Origin of the sequence: Nesterenkonia ebinurensis (genome assembly GCF_008711175.1) — a bacterium.
Taxonomy (GTDB): Bacteria; Actinomycetota; Actinomycetes; order Actinomycetales; family Micrococcaceae; genus Nesterenkonia; species Nesterenkonia ebinurensis.
In genome coordinates this window covers 378308-398730 of record NZ_VWNF01000011.1, presented here as the reverse complement: position 1 = coordinate 398730, position 20423 = coordinate 378308, and the positions used below count along the sequence as shown (strand labels likewise).

Here is a 20423-nt window from a genome sequence, read left to right as displayed (position 1 = left end):
AGGTGGTCGCATGACCATCAATCTCACCCTGCTGCTGGTGATGGGCGTGATGTTCGCCGTGGGCATCTACCTGATGCTGGAGCGCTCGCTGACCCGGGTGCTGCTGGGCATCATCCTGATCTCCAACGGCGTGAACCTGCTCATCCTGCAGACCGCAGGCCGGGCTGGCCTCTCCCCGCTGGTCCGCGACGGGGTGGCGGCAGATGAGTACTTCGACCCGTTGCCTCAGGCTCTGCTGCTGACCGCGATTGTGATCGCCTTCGCCCTGGTGGCGTTCATGCTTGCGCTGATCTACCGGTCCTGGGTACTGGCCCGCCAGGATGAGGTCACCGACGACGAGGAGGACCGCAGGGTGGCCGCAGCAGTGGGCGCCTACGACCCGGAGGAGGACGCTGAGGTCGGCACCGAGACCAGTGAGTTCATCGACACCATGGATCCCGCCACCGGCTCCATCCGCGCGGTGGATCCGGCAGAGCGCAACGCTGAGGCCGGCGCTGAGAGCAGCGAGGCAGAGCAGCGGAAGGCTGGTGAGAGCTGATGGAGCCCAATCTCATCGAGTTCGTGCCGCTGGCCGTACTGCTGCCTTTCTTCGGCGCGGCCTTCGCCTTCGCTTTCTACCGCAACCAGGCCACTCAGAAGGCCATCACCATCGGCACCCTGATCATCACCGTGATCCTGGAGATCGTGCTGCTGGCCGAGATCTGGCACAGCGGCGCCCATGCGGTGAACCTGGCCGGCTGGCCTGCTCCCTTCGGCATCTCCATGGTTATCGACCGGTTCTCAGCTCTGATGCTGGTGGTCTCCTCAATCATCACCCTGGCAGTGCTGCTCTACGCGGTGGGCCAGGGCGCGGCCGAGGAGAAGAACGACGCCGGCCCGGTCTCTATCTTCTACCCCACTTACCTGATTCTGGTGGCCGGAGTTTCCAATGCATTCTTAGCCGGGGACCTCTTCAACCTGTATGTGGGCTTCGAAATCTTCCTCACGGCGTCGTACGTGCTGCTCACCTTGGGCGGGGGAGAGGTCCGCATCCGTGCTGGGGTGACCTATGTGGTGGTCTCGATCCTGTCCTCGATGCTGTTCCTGATCACCATCGGGCTGGTATACGCGGCCACCGGCACGGTGAATCTGGCTGATATCGCGCTGAAGGTGGGCGAACTCGACCACGGGGTTCAGCTGATGCTGCATGTGATGCTGCTGGTGGCCTTCGGCATCAAGGCCGCCGTGTTCCCGCTGGCGTTCTGGCTGCCGGACTCCTACCCCACCGCCCCCGCCCCGGTCACCGCGGTCTTCGCCGGACTGCTGACCAAGGTGGGCATCTACGCGATGATCCGCACCGAGACCCTGCTGTTCCCCGGGGAACGGATCAACACCGCACTGATGATCGTGGCAGCGCTGACCATGATAGTGGGCATCCTGGGTGCCTTGGCTCAGGCGGACATCAAACGTATGCTTTCCTTCACCCTGATCAGCCACATCGGGTACCTGGTATTCGGTCTGGCGCTGAGCTCCATTATCGGCATGGCCGCCACCATCTACTACGTGGCCCACCACATCACCATCCAGACCACCCTGTTCCTGGTCACCGGGCTCATCGAGCGCCGGGCAGGTTCCTCCAATGTGGACCGGCTGGGCGGACTGGCCCGGATCTCCCCAGTGTTGGCGGTGCTGTTCTTCATCCCGGCGATGAACCTGGCCGGAATTCCGCCGTTCAGCGGATTCGTGGGCAAGCTGGGCATGATGCAGGGCGGCATTGCGGAGAACACCTGGATCACCTGGACCCTCGTGGTTGCTTCGGTGGCGACCTCTTTGCTGACCCTGCTGGCCGTGGCGCGCATCTGGGCACGTGGGTTCTGGCGCAAGGCAGAGGATGTGGAGAACCCGGAGCGGATCCTGGTCCAGAAGTCCCTGGCGCATGCCCGGGCGGCCAATAAGCGGCTGCTGCCGGCTACTATGGTGGCACCCACCGCAGCCCTGGTGGCGCTGAGCCTGGCCTTCACCGTGCTGGCCGGGCCGCTGATGAACTTCTCTCGGGCCGCCGCCCAGGACATGTATGAGCGCACCCCCTACCTGGAGGCGGTGCTCGGCGAGGAGCGGGTAGACAGTGTCCGGGAGGATCTCCTGGAATTCACCCAAGGCCACATCATCGACCTGGACACCGGTGATGACGGGGCTGATGAGTTCGCCCCGGTGCGCACCTCCTTGCAGCCGGATATGGAGACCGACGTGAAGGGTTCCACCTCTGTGGACGAGTACGACGCCGCTGTCGATCAGGGAGGGCAGGACTGATGCGACGCCCACGCACCCCGCTGAAGCTCGAACTGCCGCTGATCCTGTTCCTAGGCGTGTTCTGGATGGCAGTCTGGCAGAGCTTCGACCTGGGCACCTTCATCCTAGGTCTGGTCTACGGCACCATCGTAGTGCGGGTGTTCTACCTGCCCCCGCTGCGCGGCACTGGTCGGCTGAACCCGTTCTGGGGACTGGTGTTTCTGCTGCGTTTTCTGGGCAAGATGGTAATGGCCAGTTTCCAGGTCTCTTGGCTGACTGTGGCCAAGGGGCCCAAGGTGCGCAACTCCATCATCTCCATCCAGCTGCGCAGCCACGACGATCTGCTGGTCACTCTGACCGGTCACGCCCTGGCCCTGGTGCCCGGGTCCCTGGTGCTGGATGTGGACCGCACCACAGCCACCCTCTACCTGCATGCGCTCAACGTGACAGATGATGAGCAGGCTGAGCGGATCCGGCAGGACGCACTGCGCACCGAGGCGCTGCTGATCCGCACCCTGGGCAACCGCTCAGACCTGGCGGTGGTCAAAGCGGAGGCCCGCTTGGGTCGGGTGGCCGGACTCTCCAAGACAGAGCGGGAGGTGATGCCTAAATGAGCATGCTCGACTGGGCCTACTGGATCTCCCAGTTTCTGCTGGCACTTGGTGCACTGTGTGCGGTCTACCGGGTCTACAAGGGGCCTTCGGTGCTGGATCGGGTGATTAGCGTGGATGTCATCCTGATCATCGTAGGTTCGGTGATGCTGGTGGATATGGCCTATTACCGGCACACCGACTTCATCCTCTTCGTGGTGGTCACTGCGGTGATCGGCTTCCTCGGCGCAGTGGCGATCGCCCGCTACGTGGTGGTGCGCACCCCGGATTCGGAGGATACGGTCAGGCAGGCTGAGGCCCAGGCCGCCGCGCTCAACGGGGATCCGACCCCGGAGCCTGAGATTCCGGCGGGCACTGCAGCCGACGGTGCACAGGAGGACGAATCGACCTCCTGGTTCGCTGCACTGGCCAGATCCGGGTTCGTGCCCAAACGCAAGGACGAGAACGACGATGCCGCCGACCCGGCTTCCAGCCGAAGGGAGAAGCCATGACTTTCGATGCGTTTCTGGACGGTACCGCGGCAGTCTTCATGGTGGTCGGCGGGCTGATGTCGCTGGCTGCCGGGATCGGACTGTTCCGGTTCCCGGATCTGCACTCGCGGATGCATGCGGCAACTAAGCCTCAGGTGCTGGGACTGCTGATGCTGGTCCTGGCCGCGGCGATTATGTGGCGGTCCTGGGCCTGGGTGGCGATTGCGGTCCTGGCCTGGGGACTGATGATCCTCACCGCGCCGGTCAGCGCCCACGTAGTGGGCCGGGCCGGTTACCGCACCAAACATATGCGGGCAGATCTGCTCACCGATGATGAGCTGGCCTCTGCGGTGGATCGGCTGAGCCGCCAGCGCGGCGTCCGGCGCGAAGTTAAGGATTAACGAGAAGACCCCGGGTCCGACTGCGTGAGGGGGACGCTAAATATGTCGGGCCCGGGGCCTATGAATCACTCGCACCTTGATGAGGTAGTTACTAATATAGGGGTCCTCCTTGATGAAACACCCCAAAGTCGCTGAAAGTTTCCTGTGAGTTTTCGCGAGTCTTCTGCAGAGCTACGCAGCAGCCTCAGGATGCGGGGTTCCGGGGTGCAGGATGAGGTTCCCCTCCTCCACGGTGACCAGGTGCGTCTTTACCGGGACCATGGCCGGCGGGGTCTCCGGCACGCCGGTGCGCAGGCAGAAGGCGGAAGCATGCATAGGGCACTCCAGGGTCTCCTCCTCCACGTACCCGTCGGAGAGTGAGACCGACTCATGGGAGCACTCATCGTCCAGGGCAAAGAACCCGCCGTCCTCGGCATGGACCACAGCAATGTCTCCGCTGTGTCCTGAGGTCTCGGCACTGACTTGCATGACCTCACCCTCTGAGAGCTGATCGGCTGGTCCGAGATTCACTGTCCGAGTCATGAGTTCAACCCTACTCCGAGCTGCTGAGCTCCAGTGTGGGGATACCGGGAGTTTCGAAGCCGAAGATCTGCCCGTAGAAGCTCAGCGATGCCTCATGGGCCGCAATGATGTTCTCTGCTTTGCGGAAGCCGTGCTGCTCCCCGGCGAACAGCAGATAAGCATGCGGGATGCCCTTGGCCGCCAGGGCGTCGCGAAACATTTCTGCCTGGTTGGGCGGGACAATCGGATCCTCATCGCCCTGGAGCAACAACACCGGGCAGTCCAGCGAATCCACGTGGTTCAGCGGTGCCCGTTCGCGATAGATGTGCTCATCCTCCGGGTAGCGTCCGATCAGCTGGTCCAGGTAGCGGGACTCGAAGTCATGGGTGTCCTGGGCCAGGGCCACGGCATCGGCCACGCCGAAGCTGGAGGCTCCGGCACTGAACGTATCGGTACGGGTCAGGCAGGCCAGGGTGGTCCATCCGCCAGCCGAGCCGCCCTCAATGCCCAAACGCTTACCATCGGCAATGCCAGCCCCCACCAGATGCTCCATCACTGCCACGGTATCGGCCACGTCCACCACGCCCCAGGTGCCTTTGAGCCGGTCCCGGTAGGCGCGCCCGAATCCGGTGGAGCCGCCATAGTTGATATCCACTACCCCGATCCCGCGGCTGGTGTAGTAGGCCACAGCGAGCGAGAGCCCCACCGCTGCTTTGGCGGTGGGTCCGCCGTGCACCTGGGCGATGAACGGCGGCAGCTCACCGGCTGGAGCGGCAAAACCTTCCTGATACGGCCGGTAGAGCACCGCATGCACCTCTTGGCCGGAGATGTCGGTGATGGTGATCGGCTCTGGGGTGGGCAGCAGCCCGGGATCGGGGGCGTTGTCGCGGGATGAGCGAATGGTGCGCAGCTGCCCCAGCCTGTTGGCGTGCAGCGGTGCCACCGAGATTGCAGCGAACTCATCGGCGCGCACTCCGTAGACCGCCAGCAGGCCGCCCTCGCTGACCGCGGCAGAGGCGATCGCGGTATGCGGCAGACCCAGGTCGGTCACCTCCCCGGATGCCGGATCCAGCACGCCCAGCTTGTCGGTGGCGCGGCCATGGATGCTCAGCGTCCGGCCGTCCCGGAAGGGCTCCAGCCAGCTCATGCCCAGCTGCCAGTACGGACCGGCGTACTCCTGCTCGTCGGCCAGGATTTGCTCGGGCTGTCCGCCGATCTGCAGCCGCCACGGATTCCACCAACCAGATCGGTCTGAGAGGTAGATCAGCTCGGTGCCGGACCACCGCGGGTTCAGCACCGAGGTGCCGGTATCCCCGTCCACCACCGTGTGATTGACAACGACGCCGTTGCCCGCCGAAGTATCTGCCAACTCCCCGAGATGCAGCTGCGTACCGTCCCAGGGCATCTGCGGGTGCTCCCAGCTGATCCAGGCCACATGCTTGCCGTCAGGGGAGACCTGCGGGTCGGCCACGAACCGGGCGGACGGGGTGATCCGGCGCACTATGCTGAGGTCCTCAGCCGCACTGCCGTCCAAAGGAACGGCGCCGATGAAACGCTCAATGTGGGGTGCTCCGTCCTCGCCCTTCCGGTCGTAGTGCTGTTCGCAGATCCACCACACCTCTTTTATCCCATCGGCCAGGGTGACCGGGGTGGGCTGGGCCCAGCGCAGTGCGGGTCCGTGGGCGGAGGCAACCTCTGGGCCCGCCGGGCTGATCGGGGTCGGGCCCTCGTCCTGGCGGAAACGGTAGATGCGCTGGTCGGCGAAGTTGACGAACAGAATGAGAGGCAACCCGACGTTGTCGTTTATTGCCGTCCAGGAGGCTCCGCCGTACTCATGGACCCGGGAGCGGGCATTGAAGGGGGCCGGAAGCAGGGTGATAGTTTCAGGGCTCTCGGTATCCTCAGTGACTGCCTCAGCGGTGCGCACAATGGTTTGGCGCCCGCCCTCTGCAGCGAGGGCCTCCGTCCACCAGAGCTGATCACCCACCCATTGCGGGCTGCCGAGCCGGTTGCCGCCGACCGCCAGCTGCTCAGCGCTGATCGGCGAGGGCCATGATCCATAAGGCAGTGTCGTCACCATGTCCCCAACCCTATCCCCGGGACAGTTCAGTGGTCCTTGGTGTAGCCGCGCAGGAGCTCCAGCTGGCGGCGCTCGCGCTTGGTGGGCCGCCCGGTGCCGCGTTCGCGGATGGGCAGGCCGACTTCACGGGGTTTGAGCTGCTCGGGGGAATGGTCCTGATAGGCCAGCCGGGCCACTGGGGCACCCACCCGCTTGGCGTGGGTGTGCACCACTTCGAGGATCACCACGAACCCCGGACGGCTTACGTGTAGCCGCACGCCAGGACTGATCTTCAGTGCAGGCTTGACCGGATCTCCGTCAATCTTCACCTTCCCGGCGCGGCAGGCCTCGGTGGCTGCGGAGCGAGTCTTGAACATTCGCACCGCCCACAGCCACGCATCCACCCGCACCGGGGCAACAGGCCCATCACTCATACCGTCCAAGTGTAGAGCCGCAGCAGGATTGGCGCAGGTGGGCGGATTCAGGTAAAGTAGACCGTTGGTTGTCTCTGCGGTCCTGCTGTGCCCAGAGGAAGGTGCCCGCCGCGGCGTCGTTCTCACACTATAAGCATCCGCAGAGGCTCTGAAGCAACAAACCCAGATCTTCTGTCCCCTCATGAACTGATGCGCGGTCCGCTGTGCGCAGCCGTGAGGAGCCAGCGGGTCGTGATCGGTGTGTGGAGAGTATGGGGAAAAAAGAAGGCGTCATCGAAGTCGAGGGCCAGGTAGTCGAATCCCTGCCCAACGCAATGTTCCGTGTCAAGCTGGAGAACGACCACGTTGTCCTGGCCACCATCTCGGGCAAGATGCGTCAGCACTACATCCGGATCCTCCCCGAGGACCGGGTGGTGGTGGAGATGAGCCCCTACGATCTCAACCGCGGTCGCATCGTCTACCGCTACAAATAAGCAAGAGTAGGAGAACCGCAATGAAGGTTCAGCCGAGCGTCAAGCCGATCTGCTCGGACTGCAAGACCATCCGCCGCGGTGGTGTTGTCCGAGTGATCTGCAAGAATCCGCGCCACAAACAGCGTCAGGGATGACGACGCCGCCCACCGGCGGTGACGTGCCCTAGCAGTACAGCTCAATACAGATGGCAGTGCAGCTCGCGCGAGCTGGCGAGCACACCTCCGGTTCCCGAAGGCCGGAGACCCATAAGGCATCACCTCCGATGCACGGGAACGCACTGCTGAAGACCTTCGGAAGAACACAAGGAGGACTGCCGCATGGCACGTCTGGCTGGTGTCGATATCCCCGACGCGAAGCGCGCGGAGATCGCACTTACCTACATTTACGGAGTGGGCCGTACCCGCTCCCAGCAGGCACTGTCTGCTACTGGGGTTGACCCCAACACCCGCGTGAAGGACCTGACTGACGAACAGCTGGTAGCCCTGCGCGACTACATCGAAGGCAACTTCACCGTGGAGGGCGACCTCCGCCGCGAAGTGTCCTCCGATATCCGCCGCAAGGTCGAGATCGGCTCCTACAAGGGCCTGCGCCACCGCCGCGGTCTGCCTGTCCGCGGTCAGCGCACCAAGACCAATGCGCGTACCCGCAAGGGCCCCAAGAAGACCGTCGCAGGCAAGAAGAAGTAGTCAGGAGTTTCCATGCCCCCCAAGACTCGAGCCGCGGCCCGCAAGCCACGCCGCCGCGCATCAAAGAACATCACCCAGGGTCAGGCGCACATCAAGTCGACCTTCAACAACACCATCGTCTCCATCACCGACACCACCGGTGCCGTGATCTCCTGGGCATCCTCCGGTGAGGTCGGCTTCAAGGGTTCGCGTAAGTCCACCCCCTTCGCCGCACAGATGGCCGCCGAGCAGGCCGCCAAGAAGGCCCAGGACCACGGGATGAAGAAGGTCGATGTGTTCGTCAAGGGTCCCGGCTCCGGCCGCGAGACTGCCATCCGGTCCCTGCAGGCCGCAGGACTGGAGGTTGGCTCCATCTCTGATGTCACCCCCAGTGCTCACAACGGCTGCCGCCCGCCCAAGCGCCGTCGCGTCTGACGCGACTTCTTTCCCCAAGCCCTTATTAGGTGCCTGGTGCGATTCCGCCGCCGAGTCCCGGTGGGCGGCGTCGTACCCGGTACTGCCACTGACAAAAGAATGCATCAAATAGCGGATGCACTCTGAAAGGAATCACCAGTGCTCATTGCACAGCGCCCCACGCTGACTGAAGAAGTCGTCTCTGACAACCGTTCCCGCTTCACCATCGAACCGCTCGAGCCGGGTTTCGGCTACACCCTGGGCAACTCGCTGCGCCGCACCCTGCTCTCTTCGATCCCCGGTGCTGCTGTGACCAGCATCCGGATCGACGGCGTGCTCCACGAGTTCAGCACCATCACCGGTGCTAAGGAGGACGTCACCGAGCTGGTGCTCAACATCAAGAAGCTCTCCGTGTCCTCCGAGCACGACGAGCCTGTGGTCGCCTACCTCCGCAAGGAGGGCCCCGGCCCGGTCACCGCCGCCGACATCACCCCGCCGGCCGGTGTGGAGTTTCACAACCCCGAGCTGCAGCTGCTGACCCTCAACGAAGACGGCAAGCTGGACCTGGAGCTGACCGTCGAGCGTGGCCGCGGATACGTCTCCGCCGCCCTGAACAAGCTGGAGGACTCCGAGATCGGCCGGATCCCGGTGGACTCCATCTACTCCCCGGTGGCTAAGGTCAGCTACAAGGTCGAGGCCACCCGTGTGGAGCAGCGCACCGACTTCGACAAGCTGACCATCGATGTGGAGGCCAAGCCTTCGCTGTCCCCGCGTGATGCCCTGGCCTCCGCCGGCTCCACCCTGGTGGAGCTGTTCGGCCTGGCCAAGGAGCTGAACATCTCCGCCGAGGGCATCGAGATCGGGCCTTCCCCCACCGACGCCGCCCTGGCCGCCGATATGGCCCTGCCGATCGAGGACCTGGAGCTCACCGTGCGCTCCTACAACTGCCTCAAGCGCGAGGGCATCCACACCGTCGGTGAGCTCACCGCACGCTCCGAGGCCGACCTGATGGACATCCGCAACTTCGGTGCCAAGTCCATCGACGAGGTCAAGGAGAAGCTGGCCGAGATGAGCCTTCAGCTCAAGGACTCCCCGGAGGGCTTCGACCCCACCGCAGCCCGGTTTGCCGCTGAGGACGATGAGTACGACGATGAGGCCGACGCCCAGTTCTCCAACTGAGCTAGGCACAAGACATTTTGGTGCTCGCCGCCGGTGAGCGCGACCCACAAGGAGTAAGAGACCATGCCAACCCCCACCAAGGGACCGCGTCTGGGCGGCAGCCCAGCGCATGAGAAGCAGATGCTGGCGAACCTGTCCGCCAGCCTCTTCGAGCACCGCTCGATCACCACCACACTGACCAAGGCCAAGCGGCTGCGGCCCTATGCTGAGCGGCTGATCACCCTGGCGAAGAAGGGTGACCTCGCTGCCCGGCGCCAGGTGGTGGCCAAGATCAGCGCGAACAACGCCACTAACCAGGCGATCGTGCACGAGCTGTTCACCGTGATCGCTCCGGCTATGGCCGAGCGGCAGGGCGGCTACACCCGGATCACCAAGATCGGCAACCGCAAGGGCGACAACGCCCCGATGGCGGTCATCGAGCTGGTTCTTGAGCCGGTTTCACCCAAGCAGAAGGTAGTCCGCGACGCCGAGGCTGCCACTGCCGCCGCCGCTCCCACCGCCGCTGCGGCCGAGGAGGCGGAGGATCGCGACGTGGCCTCGGCCGATTCGGACGAATCCGCAGGGAACCCTGACGTCGACGCTCAGGAGACCGAGCAGGCGGACGAGGCTGCGGCAGAGACCGCTGATGACGCTGCGGGGCAGACTGAAGCCGTTGAGGCTGAGGATGCTGCTGACGAGGAGTCTGAAGAGGACAAGTAGTCCTCACCGACTGGGACTGAGCCCCCGTGCCCATCCACTTGGGTCGGGGGCTCAGCTGTCAGTGTGAATGCTCTCCCCCAGTGAGACGTTGGGGGAGTAGCTTCCTGGGTGTTGCGTTTTGGCTCCCCCCTACGTTTCATTTTGCGCTCCGTAGTGAGCTTATGTGAGACATAGGGGGAGCCAATGGGTTGGGCGGCTCGGTTTGGCTCCCTCAACGTCTCACCCGGCCTCTGGATAAGGTGAGGACCATGCGCGTGAGACTCGACCTGGCCTATGACGGCAATGCCTATAGGGGATGGGCGCATCAGCCGGGGCTGCGCACCGTAGAGGGCGTGCTGCGCGAGGGCCTGGCCACCATCATTCGCCGCGAGGTGCCCGTGGTGGTGGCTGGTCGTACTGACGCCGGAGTCCATGCCCGCGGCCAGGTGGTCCACATGGACCTCACCGATGAGGAATGGGCCGGACTGGCCCGCGGCCGAGAGGGGCTCCAGCCCTCGATCGCCCTGATCCGCCGGCTCAACGGAGTCTTGGGTGGTGAGGACGGAGCAGTGATCATCCACCGCGCTGCGCCAGTTCCCCGTGAGTTTGATGCCCGATTCTCTGCGCTGACCCGCACCTACACCTACCGCATCGCAGACCGGGCTGAACTTCGCGACCCGCTTCGTCGGCATGACACCGCGTGGATCGACGTCGCCAGGAAATACGGCCGGCGCGTAGCGGCGTCAGGGGCTCCTGGTGCTGAGCCGGGCCCGGAGCTGACCGAAACCGGCCCAGCAGCGCAGCTGGACGACCGGCTCATGGATGCTGAGGCCACCAGCGTGCTGGGCCTGCATGACTTCGGCAGCTTCTGCCGGCCGCGTGAGCATGCCACAACTATCCGCCACCTCACTGCGTTCAGCATCGCCCGCAGCAGCGATGGGGTGATTACCGCAAAGATCACCGCCGATGCCTTCTGCCACCATATGGTTCGTGCTCTGATCGGTGCATGTATCGACGTCGGCGAAGGGCGCCGTGAACCCGGCTGGCTCCTGGCCCGGCTCTCGGAGCCCTCCTGGGACGAGCGTGTCCGCTTGGCCCCGCCTCAGGGGCTGGTGCTGGAGCGGGTGGACTACCCCGCGGACGACCAGCTGGCGGCACGAGCCGAGCAGACCCGCGCTGTGCGCTAGCTGTGAGATTTCTCACTGCTTGACTGTGATCCCTTGCTGTTCATCAGAGAAAACCCCTTGTCAGGCGCGCGAAGGGGATGTCGGGTCAGAGGTCGATCTGGGGTAGGTTGTGGCGTGATTCACGCCGGGAAGACATACTCTCTGAGGCTGTTTTTGTCCGGCCGTCACATTGCCAAGATTTTCACTCCGTAAGGACTCTTGACCTCATGAGCACAGACCTCCGCTTCCAGGAATCCTCCGTCGGCGCTGTTGCCTGGATCGTCCTGGTCGCCGCATTCGGCGGCTTCCTCTTCGGCTTCGACACCGCTGTGGTCAACGGTGCCGTGGCCCCCATCCGTGAAGAATTCGACCTCGGTGCACTGATGAGCGGCTTCAGTGTCTCCAGCGCGCTGATCGGCTGTGTGGCCGGCGCCTTCACCGGAGGGGTGATCTCAGACCGGGTGGGACGCCAGAAGGCGATGGTGATCGCAGCCACCCTGTTCTTCATCTCCGCGATCGGCTGCGGCCTGGTCTTCGGGGTCTATGACCTCATCTTCTGGCGGACAGTCGGCGGCGTCGGCGTCGGTATGGCCTCGGTGATCGCCCCGGCCTATATCGCAGAAGTGTCCCCGGCAGTATGGCGAGGCAGACTGGGCTCGCTGTTCCAGCTGGCCATCGTCATCGGCATCTTCATGGCCGCAGTCTCCAACGCGCTTTTCGCCAACATCGCATCGGGCGCGGCTGAGGAGCTCTGGCTGGGACTGGAGGCCTGGCGTTGGATGTTCATGTCGGAGGCCGTTCCCGCACTGATCTACGGTCTGCTGGCCATGAGCATCCCGGAGTCCCCGCGCTACCTGGTTTCCCGCGGCAAGAACGACGACGCTGCCAGGATCCTCGCCGATGTGGTCGGCATCAAGGGCACTTCCGCCGTCGCTGCCAAGATCGAGGACATCCAGCGCACGATCAATATTGAGGCCCGGCAGAAGCTCAAGGACCTGTTCATCGGCGGCAAGCTGATGCCGATCGTCTGGGTGGGCATCGGTCTGGCCGTGTTCCAGCAGTTCGTGGGCATCAACGTGATCTTCTACTACTCCACCACCCTGTGGCAGGCTGTGGGCATCGCCGAGGACCAGGCGCTGCTGGTCCAGGTCATCACCACCAGCCTCAATATCCTCGCCACTATCGTGGGCATTCTGATCGTGGACAAGGTGGGACGCCGCATTCCGCTGGCAGTCGGCTCCGGTGTGATGGCCGCAGGTCTGCTGATGATGGCGGTGGCCTTCTCCCAGGCCACCGAATCTGAGGTGGTCAACGAGTTCGGAGATCTGGAGACCATCGTCACGCTTCCCGAGCCCTGGGGCATGATCGCGTTGATCTCCGCCAATATCTTCGTGATCGGCTTCGGCGCCACCTGGGGCCCCTTCATGTGGCTGATGCTGGGGGAGATGTTCCCCAACCGGATCCGCGCCGTCGCCCTCGGTGTGGCCTCTGCGTTCAACTGGGGATCGAACTTCCTGATCTCCTCGCTGTTCCCGCAGATGGCCGAGCTCTCCCTGGTCTTCGCCTATGCCTTCTACGGCATCAGCGCGCTGGTCAGCCTGGTCTTTGTGCTCAAATGGGTGCCTGAGACCAAGGCCCGGGAGATCGAGGATATGGAGGAAAGAGCCTATTCCAAGATCTGATCAGTGATGCATCGTCGACGGCGCTCGCCCTGAAGTCCTGGGGCGGGCGCCGTCCTTGTCCGGCCCCCATGCTCAATCAGCCGCCGCTGAGGTTCACGGTTTTCAATCACCTCAGAAGAAGCCGAACAAGCTCGGCTCTTCGCTCGGCTCAATCAGTCGTCGATGACGGCGGTGAGCTCGTCCAGGAAGCCGGCGAAGTCGGTGCCCCGGCGCAGCAGCCGCTGCACGGAGTCGCGTTCGTTGAACACCTCCACCAGTTGCTCAAAGATGGTCTGGAAGGCCTCGCGGTCCTCCTCGCTGAAGGCCACCAGCACCACGAACTGCACCCGAGACTCACCCCAGGGCAGTGACCCATCAGCCACCCCCACCGAGAGCGCAGTGCGCCCCGCCGTCATCTTCAGCGCATGCGGGACAGCCAGAGCATCGGTGAACGCAGTGGAGGAGAGCTGCTCCCGGATCACTGCCCGCTCGATATAGTCGCCATCGATCACGCCGAGATCCACCAGGGGCGCCCCCAGACTGCGGATCGCCTCCTCTTCGCTGCCGGCGGTCAGCGGGCGGATGAACGCATCCGGATGAAAGTAGTGCTCGAGCTCTGCCCGCAGCCGGGCCAGTCGGAGTGCCCGACGCCGCCGGGCTGCAGCTGCAGAGATCCGCCCCGTATCAGCATCGGTGAGGAACGGAGGCAGCAGCACCGTTCGCTCATCCGGCACCGGCGGCTCAATAGTGGTCAGCACCAGATCAGTGGTGATCTCCGCCCAGTCCGGATCCATCTCCGTCTCCACCGCCGTGACCTCCACTGAGGCGCCCAGCGAACGGTCGATACGGGATCGCAGCAGCTCGTGCAGCTCGTAGTAGCCGGGGCAGACAATGGTGGCGGTCAGCACGGTCTCGCTCCGACGGGACCGCTCCAGCCGCCCGCCCACATGCATGGCGATATAGGCGATCTCATCATCACCGATGCTCAGCCCCAGCTGTTCACCCACCTCACTGGAGATGGAGACTGCCACCTGGAAGACCATGGGATAGGTCGACTTCAGTGAGCGGGTCAGCGGATTCCGGGACCAGGCCTGCTCCTTGGCCCGGTGCACCAGGTTCTGCACATGCAGGCTCAGCCGACGCAGGAAGTCGGCATGCACAATATCCACCAGGTACTCATGGGCGGCCTGCTGCACGGCCCGGCTGACCGTCGCTTCAATCTGCGGGTCCAGAGCAACCTCAGCATTGCCGCCCTTAGGGGCCACTGCCCGGGTCAGTACCAGGGAGGCCAGGTGGTGCAGATCGCCGGCCCCCATCTGGGTGCCGAAGTGCTTGCGGCTCAGGGTGTTCAGCAGCTGAGCGATCTGCTCCTGCTGGGGCGAGGGGTCCACATGGGTGCCGGTCAGCGGACGGCCGTGGGCCACCCGGTCGGCGGCGATCGCCACATGGAGGATCACGTCGGAGACTGCTAGCTCGTTGACGTAGAAGCCCTGCTCTCCCAGCCGGGTGGCCAACTCCTGTTTGAAGGGGGAGAAGGCAGCGGGGTCGATGGACTCCAGTCCAGCAGTTTGGCGCAAGGTGGTCAGGTCGGAGAAGCCGCTCTCCATCTCCTGATGTGCCAGCCTGGAGACCAGCCGGCGCTGGGAGAGTTCATCGCCCATCAGCACCACCCGGGGGCCGGAGCGCTGAAGCTGCAGCCCGCTGGCGCCGATCAGGTCCCGCACTCGTACCAGGTCAGACTCCACAGTGGCCGCCGAGACATGCAGCCGGTCAGCAGTCCGGTGGATATCAATGCCGGAAGCGGCCTCGAGCAGTTCGCGCACCAGCGAATGCAGCCGGTCCTGCGGAGTAGCACCTTCAGCCTCCCGGCGCAGCCCGGCCAACACCGCCCGCTCCGCACGGTACCCGGAGGGACCGGACTCCACGGCAACTGCAGGGGCGCTGCGTGCATTCAGCTGAGCGATATAGGACCGCACGCTGCGGGGGGTCACGCCCAGCGCATCAGCCAGCGCAGAAGCAGTGGTCCAGCCTTCTGCGCGAAGCAGAAGGCTGGCCAGCTGGTCTGGGCGCCTGCGCATGTCACTCACCCTATGGCACAGCCCAAACTTTCCGCAGGGGCGGAAACAACTCTGAGCCACAGGGGGTGTCCATGTGGGCCGCATCACGGGAGAATCGAATCAACACATCTGTCAACCGGAAGGCAACACCATGTCCGCAACCCGCACTGTGACGGTAGGCTCCTCACACGGCCTGCACGCCCGTCCCGCCAAGCTCTTTGTCGAAGCAGCTCAGGGCACCGGAGTCCAGATGACCCTCGCCAAGGGGGAGAAGTCAGTCAATGCCGCCTCCATCCTCGGAGTGATGTCACTGGGTGTGGAGAAGGGCGACGAGGTGGTCCTCACCGCTGAGGGCGAGAACACCGAGGCTGCTCTGGACGCCCTCGAGGAGTTCCTCAAGACCGATCACGACGAGGCTTGAACCTGATGCCGCCTGCAACCCAGTCCGCGATGAAGGGGACAGGGATTGGTCAGGGGATCGCAGTGGGCCCGGTGGCCCGCATGTCTCCGCCGCCCGCCGCCCCTGCTGATGCCACCAGCACCCTGAACCAGGAGCAGGAGTCCGCCCGGGTCAACGAGGCAGTCCAGGCTGTGTCCGCTGACCTCACCGCCCGTGGTGAGGCAGCCGGCGGCCAGGCTCAGGAGGTGTTGGAGGCCCAAGTCATGATGGCCCAGGACCCCAGCGTCACCGAGGCGGTGGACGCCAAGCTTGCTGCCGGCAAGACTGCGGAGTACGCCGTGCACACCGCCTTCGCAGAGGTCGCCGAACAGCTTCAGGCCCTTGGCGGCTACCTCGGTGAGCGTGCCGCCGATCTGCACGACGTCGCCGCCCGGGTGGTTGCCGCCCTTCGCGGCGAGCCGGCTCCCGGAGTTCCGGACCCAGGGCACCCCTATGTGCTGGTGGCCCAGGATCTGGCCCCGGCCGATACTGCCCTGCTCGATCTCAACCAGGTGCTGGCACTGGTCACTATCGAAGGCGGGCCCACCAGCCACACCGCTATCCTGGCCCGAGGCAAGGGCATCATCGCCGTGGTCGGGGTGAAAGAGGCCGCTGAACTTACCGACGGTGATGAGGTGATCGTCGACGCCGCTCACTCGGCAGTTACCCTCGCCCCCTCCCAGGAGCAGAAAGATGAGGCCGCCGCTCGGATCGAGCAGCGCAGAGCCGCCCAGGCCGCGCCCATCACCGAGGGCGCACTGGCCGACGGTACCCCGGTCCCGCTGCTGGCTAACCTGGGCAGCCCTGAGAATGCCGCTGAGGCGGTGGAGCTGGGCGCTGAGGGTGTGGGCCTGTTCCGTACCGAGTTTCTGTTCCTCTCCTCAGACACCGCTCCCTCGGTAGCCGAGCAGCGTGAGGCCTACGTCAAACTGCTGCAGGCCTTCCCCGGCAAGAAGGTGGTGGTCCGTGCCCTGGACGCCGGGGCGGACAAGCCGCTGCCCTTCCTCAACGACGCCGAGGAGGAGAACCCCGCACTCGGCCTGCGCGGGCTACGTGCTCTATTGGCCAGCGAGGAGATCCTGCGCGACCAGCTCAGCGCGCTAGCCGAAGCGCATGAAGCCACTGAGGCAGACCTCTGGGTGATGGCTCCGATGGTCTCCACTGTGGAGGAGGCTGAGATCTTCTCCCGATTTGCTCACCAGCACGGGCTGAAGACCGCCGGAGTGATGGTGGAGGTCCCTTCCTCCGCACTGGTGGCCGAACAGATCCTTCAGATCTCCGATTTTGCCTCCATCGGCACCAATGACCTCACCCAGTACACGATGGCCGCTGACCGACTGCTCGGCTCGGTGGCCGGACTCCAGGACCCCTGGCACCCCGCGGTGCTGAAGTTGGTCAAAGAGGTCGGCGCCGCCGGCGCCGCCACCGGCAAGCCAGTCGGTGTCTGCGGCGAGGCAGCTGCCGACCCGCTGCTGGCCGTAGTGCTGGTGGGTCTCGGTGTCCACACCCTGTCCATGGCTCCAGCTGCCTTGGCCGATGTTCGCGCCGAGCTGCTGCACCACACCAAGGAGCAGGCCGAGGCCATCGCCGCAGCCGCGCTCTCTGCCCCCGACGCAGCCGGGGCTCTTGAGGCCGCACGCACCACCGCGGCCGCCCACTCCGCCGAATAGTTGAAAAGGTAACCAAAGAAGGTAAGCACCATGTCAACATCACCAGCAGAAACAACAGCAGCTGACCAGAAGCAGCCTGGGAGCTTCCGAGTGGGGGTCCAGAAATTCGGCTCCTTCCTCTCCGGCATGGTCATGCCGGTCATTCCAGCCCTGATCGCCTGGGGCATCATCACCGCAGTGGTGGTCAACATCCACGAGTTCTACGGGCCCTGGACCCCGGCCGATGCACTCGGGGAGACAATCGGCCCGATGATCCACTACCTGCTGCCGGTGCTCATCTCCGTGCAGGGCGGCATGATGATCTACCAGATGCGCGGCGCTGTAGTGGGTGCAGTGGCCACCTTCGGCACCATCGTGGGCTCCGACTGGCTGCTCGGCGACGAGGCCATCCACATGTTCATCGGCGCAATGATCATGGGCCCGCTCTCGGCCTGGATCATGAAGAAGCTCGATTCCCTCTGGGAAGGCAAGATCAAGGCCGGCTTCGAAATGCTGGTCAACATGTTTTCCGCCGGCATTCTGGCCTTCATCATGGCCGTGGTCGGCTTCTTCGTATTGGCCCCGCCGATCAACTGGCTCATGGAGGTCCTCGGTAACGCAGTACGCTTCCTGGTGGAGTCCGGTCTGCTGCCGCTGACTTCGCTGCTGATTGAGCCGGCCAAGGTCTTCTTCCTCAACAACGCCATCAACCACGGTGTGCTCACCCCGTTGGGCAGCAACGAGGCAGCAGGCGAGGCCGGTAAGTCCATCCTCTTCCTGCTCGAGGCCAACCCCGGACCCGGCCTGGGTGTCCTGCTTGCCTTCACCATCTTCGGTGTGGGCGCAGCAAAGGCCACCGCCCCCGGCGCCGCCCTGATCCACTTCGTCGGCGGCATCCATGAGGTCTACTTCCCCTACGTGCTGATGAAGCCGGCCCTGCTGCTGGCTGTGGTGGCCGGCGGCGCCACCGGTGTGACCACCAACCTGATCTTCGACGCCGGCCTGCGCGCCCCGGCCGCCCCCGGCTCGATCATCGCAGTGGTCATCCAGACCGCCTCCGACAGCTACGTCGGGGTGATCCTCTCGGTGATCCTCTCCTGCTCGGTCTCCTTCGCCATCGCCTCGGTGATCCTGCTGGCCTCCCGCAAACGCGACTTGGAGAGCAGTGACCAGTTCTCGGCAGCCGTGGCCAAGACTGAGGCGGCTAAGGGCAAGAAATCCGCCCACCTCTCCAACCTGGCCGCCGGCGCTGCCAATGTCCCGGCCGCAGCTGCGCAGCGGATCTCCACCATCTACTTCGCCTGCGACGCCGGGATGGGATCCTCCGCCATGGGTGCCTCCGTGCTGCGCAAGAAGCTGGCTTCAGTCGGGATCGAGGATGTGCATGTCACTAATAAGGCCATCGCAGCACTGCCCGGCGACGCCGACCTGGTGATCACTCAGCAGACGCTGACTGACCGGGCACGCCCCAAGGAGCCGGGCGCCATCCATGTCTCGGTGGACAACTTCATGAACGCCCCGGAGTACGACGAGGTGGTGGAACTGGTGAAGACCAGTGGTCAGGACGACGCCTCGGCGGGCACCGAAGCTGCCCAGGCGACGCCGGCCATCGCGCCTGAAGACGAGGGTGCAGTGGCCACCAAAACAGCCGTGCTCACCAAGGAGCGGATCCGGATCCACTCCGGGGCCGTCACCCAGGACCAGGCACTGGCCGAGGCCAACGAGATTCTGTTCTCCGCCGGCGCGGTCAGCGAGGACTACCTGCAGGCCATGCGGGACCGCGAGGCCACTGTCTCCACCTTTATGGGCAATGAACTGGCCATCCCGCACGGCACCAATGAGTCCAAGGGCGCCATCAAGGCCAGTGCGCTCTCCGTGGTCCGCTATGACGGCGGGGTGGACTGGTCCGGAGACCAGGTGACCTTTGTGATCGGCATCGCCGGGGTCGGCGATGAGCACCTGCAGATCCTGTCCAAGATCGCCGAGCTATTCGCCGATGAGGCCAAGGTGGCCGAGCTGAAGGCCGTCTCCACTGAGGCGGAGCTGTACGAGTTGCTCAACACGGTGAACTCGTGAAGGCTGTTCACTTCGGCGCGGGGAACATCGGCCGCGGATTCGTAGGAGTGCTGCTGCACGCCGGCGGATACGAACTGGTGTTCTCAGATGTCGCCGCCCCGCTGGTCGACTCGATCAACGCTGCCGACTCCTATACCGTCCATGAGGTAGGCCTTGGGGGTGAGGATAGGGAGGTCACCGGGTTCCGGGCAGTGAACTCCGCCACCGACCCGGAAGCGGTGGCCGCCGAGGTGGCCTCTGCCGATGTGGTCACCACCGCAGTGGGGCCCACCATCCTGAAGTTCATCGCCCCCCATGTGCTGGCCGGACTGAGGCAGCGGGAAGCAGGCGCTGCCCCGCTGCAGGTGATGGCCTGCGAGAACGCGGTGGGAGCCACCGATACCCTGAAGGCTGAGATCCAGCGCCTGGCCGGCGAAGACTGGGACCAGCTGCAGCAGCGGGCGGTCTTCGCCAATACTGCAGTGGACCGGATCGTACCCGGCCAGGTGGCCCCGATCGGGATCGACGTCACCGTGGAACCCTTCTACGAGTGGGCCATCGAGTCCGGGCCCTTCGGCGGGAAGCTGCCGAAAATTCCCGGCGCGCATTTTGTGGAGGATCTGGGTCCCTACATTGAGCGCAAGCTGTTCACAGTCAACACCGGCCATGCCACCGCCGCCTACTTGGGCCACACGGCAGGACTGGACACCATTGCTGCCGCATTGGCCGATGCTCAGGTGCATGCCGGAGTGCAGACCGCCCTGGAGGAGACCTCCGCCATGCTGGTGGCCAAACACGGGTTCAGCGCTGCGGAGATGGCCAGCTACCGGGAGATCATCCTGGAGCGGTTCCGCAACCCCGCACTGCCGGACACCACCGCCCGGGTGGGCCGCCAGCCGCTGCGCAAGCTCTCTGCCGGGGAGCGGTTCATCGGTCCGGCCGCCCAGGCCGCTGAGCGGGGGCTTTCCGTGGACGGGCTGCTGACCGCCATCGGGGCAGCCCTGCACTTCGACCTGCCCGAGGACGAGCAGTCGGTTGAGTTGCAGGCCAAGTTGTCCGCTATCCGCTCCGGAGACCTGACTCCTGAGGACTTCACCACAGAGGTCACTGGGCTGACACCTGAGCACCCGCTGTTTGCCCAGGTTGCCGGCGTCGTCGTCCATGCCGTATAGTTGGCTGCTGTTGTGCGTGTCCAGACCTGCCTGGATTCGTGTCGAGGCGGTCCAGTTGCATGGCCACGCAG

At 64.7% G+C, this 20423-nt stretch carries 21 protein-coding genes; 17 read left to right on the top strand and 4 right to left on the bottom strand.

The features are described 5' to 3' along the window. Window positions 1-10: 10 nt before the first annotated feature. From F0311_RS05695 to mnhG, 5 genes are read left to right on the top strand one after another with little or no spacing between them, the layout of a single operon-like run. Window positions 11-538, top strand: coding sequence for a Na(+)/H(+) antiporter subunit C (locus tag F0311_RS05695; RefSeq protein ID WP_150460966.1), 528 nt, complete (start codon window positions 11-13; stop codon window positions 536-538). Beyond that, window positions 538-2289, top strand: coding sequence for a Na+/H+ antiporter subunit D (locus tag F0311_RS05690; RefSeq protein WP_150460965.1), 1752 nt, complete (start codon window positions 538-540; stop codon window positions 2287-2289). The genes F0311_RS05695 and F0311_RS05690 overlap by 1 nt, the downstream gene beginning before the upstream one ends. Further along, window positions 2289-2882 carry a Na+/H+ antiporter subunit E gene (locus tag F0311_RS05685; RefSeq protein WP_150460964.1) on the top strand — a complete coding sequence of 198 codons (594 nt, stop codon included), beginning with the start codon at window positions 2289-2291 and terminating at the stop codon, window positions 2880-2882. Before F0311_RS05690 ends, F0311_RS05685 begins: the two co-directional genes overlap by 1 nt. After that, window positions 2879-3370 (top strand): monovalent cation/H+ antiporter complex subunit F, encoded by a 492-nt coding sequence (locus F0311_RS05680; protein ID WP_150460963.1) that lies wholly within the window; start codon window positions 2879-2881, stop codon window positions 3368-3370. Before F0311_RS05685 ends, F0311_RS05680 begins: the two co-directional genes overlap by 4 nt. Then, window positions 3367-3750: a monovalent cation/H(+) antiporter subunit G gene (mnhG, locus tag F0311_RS05675; RefSeq protein ID WP_150460962.1), complete on the top strand. Its 384-nt coding sequence runs from the start codon at window positions 3367-3369 to the stop codon at window positions 3748-3750. Before F0311_RS05680 ends, mnhG begins: the two co-directional genes overlap by 4 nt. A gap of 171 nt (window positions 3751-3921) precedes the next feature. On the opposite strand, the gene F0311_RS05670 is transcribed toward mnhG, so the two are convergent. Genes F0311_RS05670 through F0311_RS05660 form a run of 3 tightly spaced genes read right to left on the bottom strand, consistent with a single transcriptional unit; the run spans window position 3922 to window position 6744 of the window. Beyond that, entirely contained in the window at window positions 3922-4272 is a 351-nt protein-coding gene (locus F0311_RS05670) for a non-heme iron oxygenase ferredoxin subunit (RefSeq protein WP_150460961.1), read from the bottom strand. 10 nt (window positions 4273-4282) lie between these two features. Then, complete coding sequence (locus F0311_RS05665; protein WP_150460960.1) at window positions 4283-6331, bottom strand: dipeptidyl-peptidase 5; 2049 nt, start codon at window positions 6329-6331, stop codon at window positions 4283-4285. A 26-nt stretch (window positions 6332-6357) separates the two neighbouring features. After that, window positions 6358-6744, bottom strand: coding sequence for an RNA-binding S4 domain-containing protein (locus F0311_RS05660; RefSeq protein ID WP_150460959.1), 387 nt, complete (start codon window positions 6742-6744; stop codon window positions 6358-6360). Window positions 6745-6995: 251 nt separating this feature from the next. Here F0311_RS05660 and infA point away from each other — a divergent pair, with 251 nt between their 5' ends. From infA to F0311_RS05620, 8 genes are all read left to right on the top strand, one after another. Then, window positions 6996-7217, top strand: a complete 222-nt coding sequence (gene infA / locus F0311_RS05655) for a translation initiation factor IF-1 (protein ID WP_150460958.1) — start codon at window positions 6996-6998, stop codon at window positions 7215-7217. 20 nt (window positions 7218-7237) lie between these two features. Beyond that, complete coding sequence (gene rpmJ, locus F0311_RS05650; protein WP_044493916.1) at window positions 7238-7351, top strand: 50S ribosomal protein L36; 114 nt, start codon at window positions 7238-7240, stop codon at window positions 7349-7351. A 183-nt stretch (window positions 7352-7534) separates the two neighbouring features. Further along, window positions 7535-7903, top strand: a complete 369-nt coding sequence (gene rpsM, locus F0311_RS05645; RefSeq protein ID WP_150460957.1) for a 30S ribosomal protein S13 — start codon at window positions 7535-7537, stop codon at window positions 7901-7903. Between the two features lie 12 nt (window positions 7904-7915). Beyond that, entirely contained in the window at window positions 7916-8317 is a 402-nt protein-coding gene (gene rpsK, locus F0311_RS05640; RefSeq protein ID WP_150460956.1) for a 30S ribosomal protein S11, read from the top strand. A gap of 138 nt (window positions 8318-8455) precedes the next feature. After that, the gene (locus tag F0311_RS05635; protein ID WP_150460955.1) at window positions 8456-9475 is read left to right on the top strand and encodes a DNA-directed RNA polymerase subunit alpha; all 1020 of its coding nucleotides are present in this window, start codon (window positions 8456-8458) and stop codon (window positions 9473-9475) included. Between the two features lie 63 nt (window positions 9476-9538). Then, entirely contained in the window at window positions 9539-10174 is a 636-nt protein-coding gene (gene rplQ / locus F0311_RS05630; protein ID WP_150460954.1) for a 50S ribosomal protein L17, read from the top strand. A 248-nt stretch (window positions 10175-10422) separates the two neighbouring features. After that, entirely contained in the window at window positions 10423-11340 is a 918-nt protein-coding gene (gene truA / locus F0311_RS05625; protein WP_150460953.1) for a tRNA pseudouridine(38-40) synthase TruA, read from the top strand. Window positions 11341-11546: 206 nt separating this feature from the next. Continuing rightward, window positions 11547-13001 carry a sugar porter family MFS transporter gene (locus F0311_RS05620; RefSeq protein WP_150460952.1) on the top strand — a complete coding sequence of 485 codons (1455 nt, stop codon included), beginning with the start codon at window positions 11547-11549 and terminating at the stop codon, window positions 12999-13001. A 152-nt stretch (window positions 13002-13153) separates the two neighbouring features. Here F0311_RS05620 and F0311_RS05615 read toward each other — a convergent pair whose 3' ends face one another. Continuing rightward, window positions 13154-15058, bottom strand: coding sequence for a BglG family transcription antiterminator (locus tag F0311_RS05615; protein ID WP_150460951.1), 1905 nt, complete (start codon window positions 15056-15058; stop codon window positions 13154-13156). 130 nt (window positions 15059-15188) lie between these two features. Between F0311_RS05615 and F0311_RS05610 the strand changes: the two genes are divergently transcribed. From F0311_RS05610 to F0311_RS05595, 4 genes are read left to right on the top strand one after another with little or no spacing between them, the layout of a single operon-like run. After that, window positions 15189-15458, top strand: a complete 270-nt coding sequence (locus F0311_RS05610) for an HPr family phosphocarrier protein (RefSeq protein ID WP_150460950.1) — start codon at window positions 15189-15191, stop codon at window positions 15456-15458. Window positions 15459-15463: 5 nt separating this feature from the next. Next, a complete protein-coding gene (gene ptsP, locus F0311_RS05605) occupies window positions 15464-17146 on the top strand; it encodes a phosphoenolpyruvate--protein phosphotransferase (RefSeq protein WP_150460949.1) in 1683 nt (560 codons plus the stop codon). Between the two features lie 30 nt (window positions 17147-17176). Then, on the top strand, window positions 17177-19201 hold the full coding sequence (locus F0311_RS05600; RefSeq protein WP_150460948.1) for a PTS mannitol transporter subunit IICBA: 2025 nt from the start codon (window positions 17177-17179) through the stop codon (window positions 19199-19201). Continuing rightward, window positions 19198-20352, top strand: a complete 1155-nt coding sequence (locus tag F0311_RS05595; protein ID WP_150460947.1) for a mannitol-1-phosphate 5-dehydrogenase — start codon at window positions 19198-19200, stop codon at window positions 20350-20352. The genes F0311_RS05600 and F0311_RS05595 overlap by 4 nt, the downstream gene beginning before the upstream one ends. The last annotated feature ends 71 nt before the right edge of the window (window positions 20353-20423 follow it).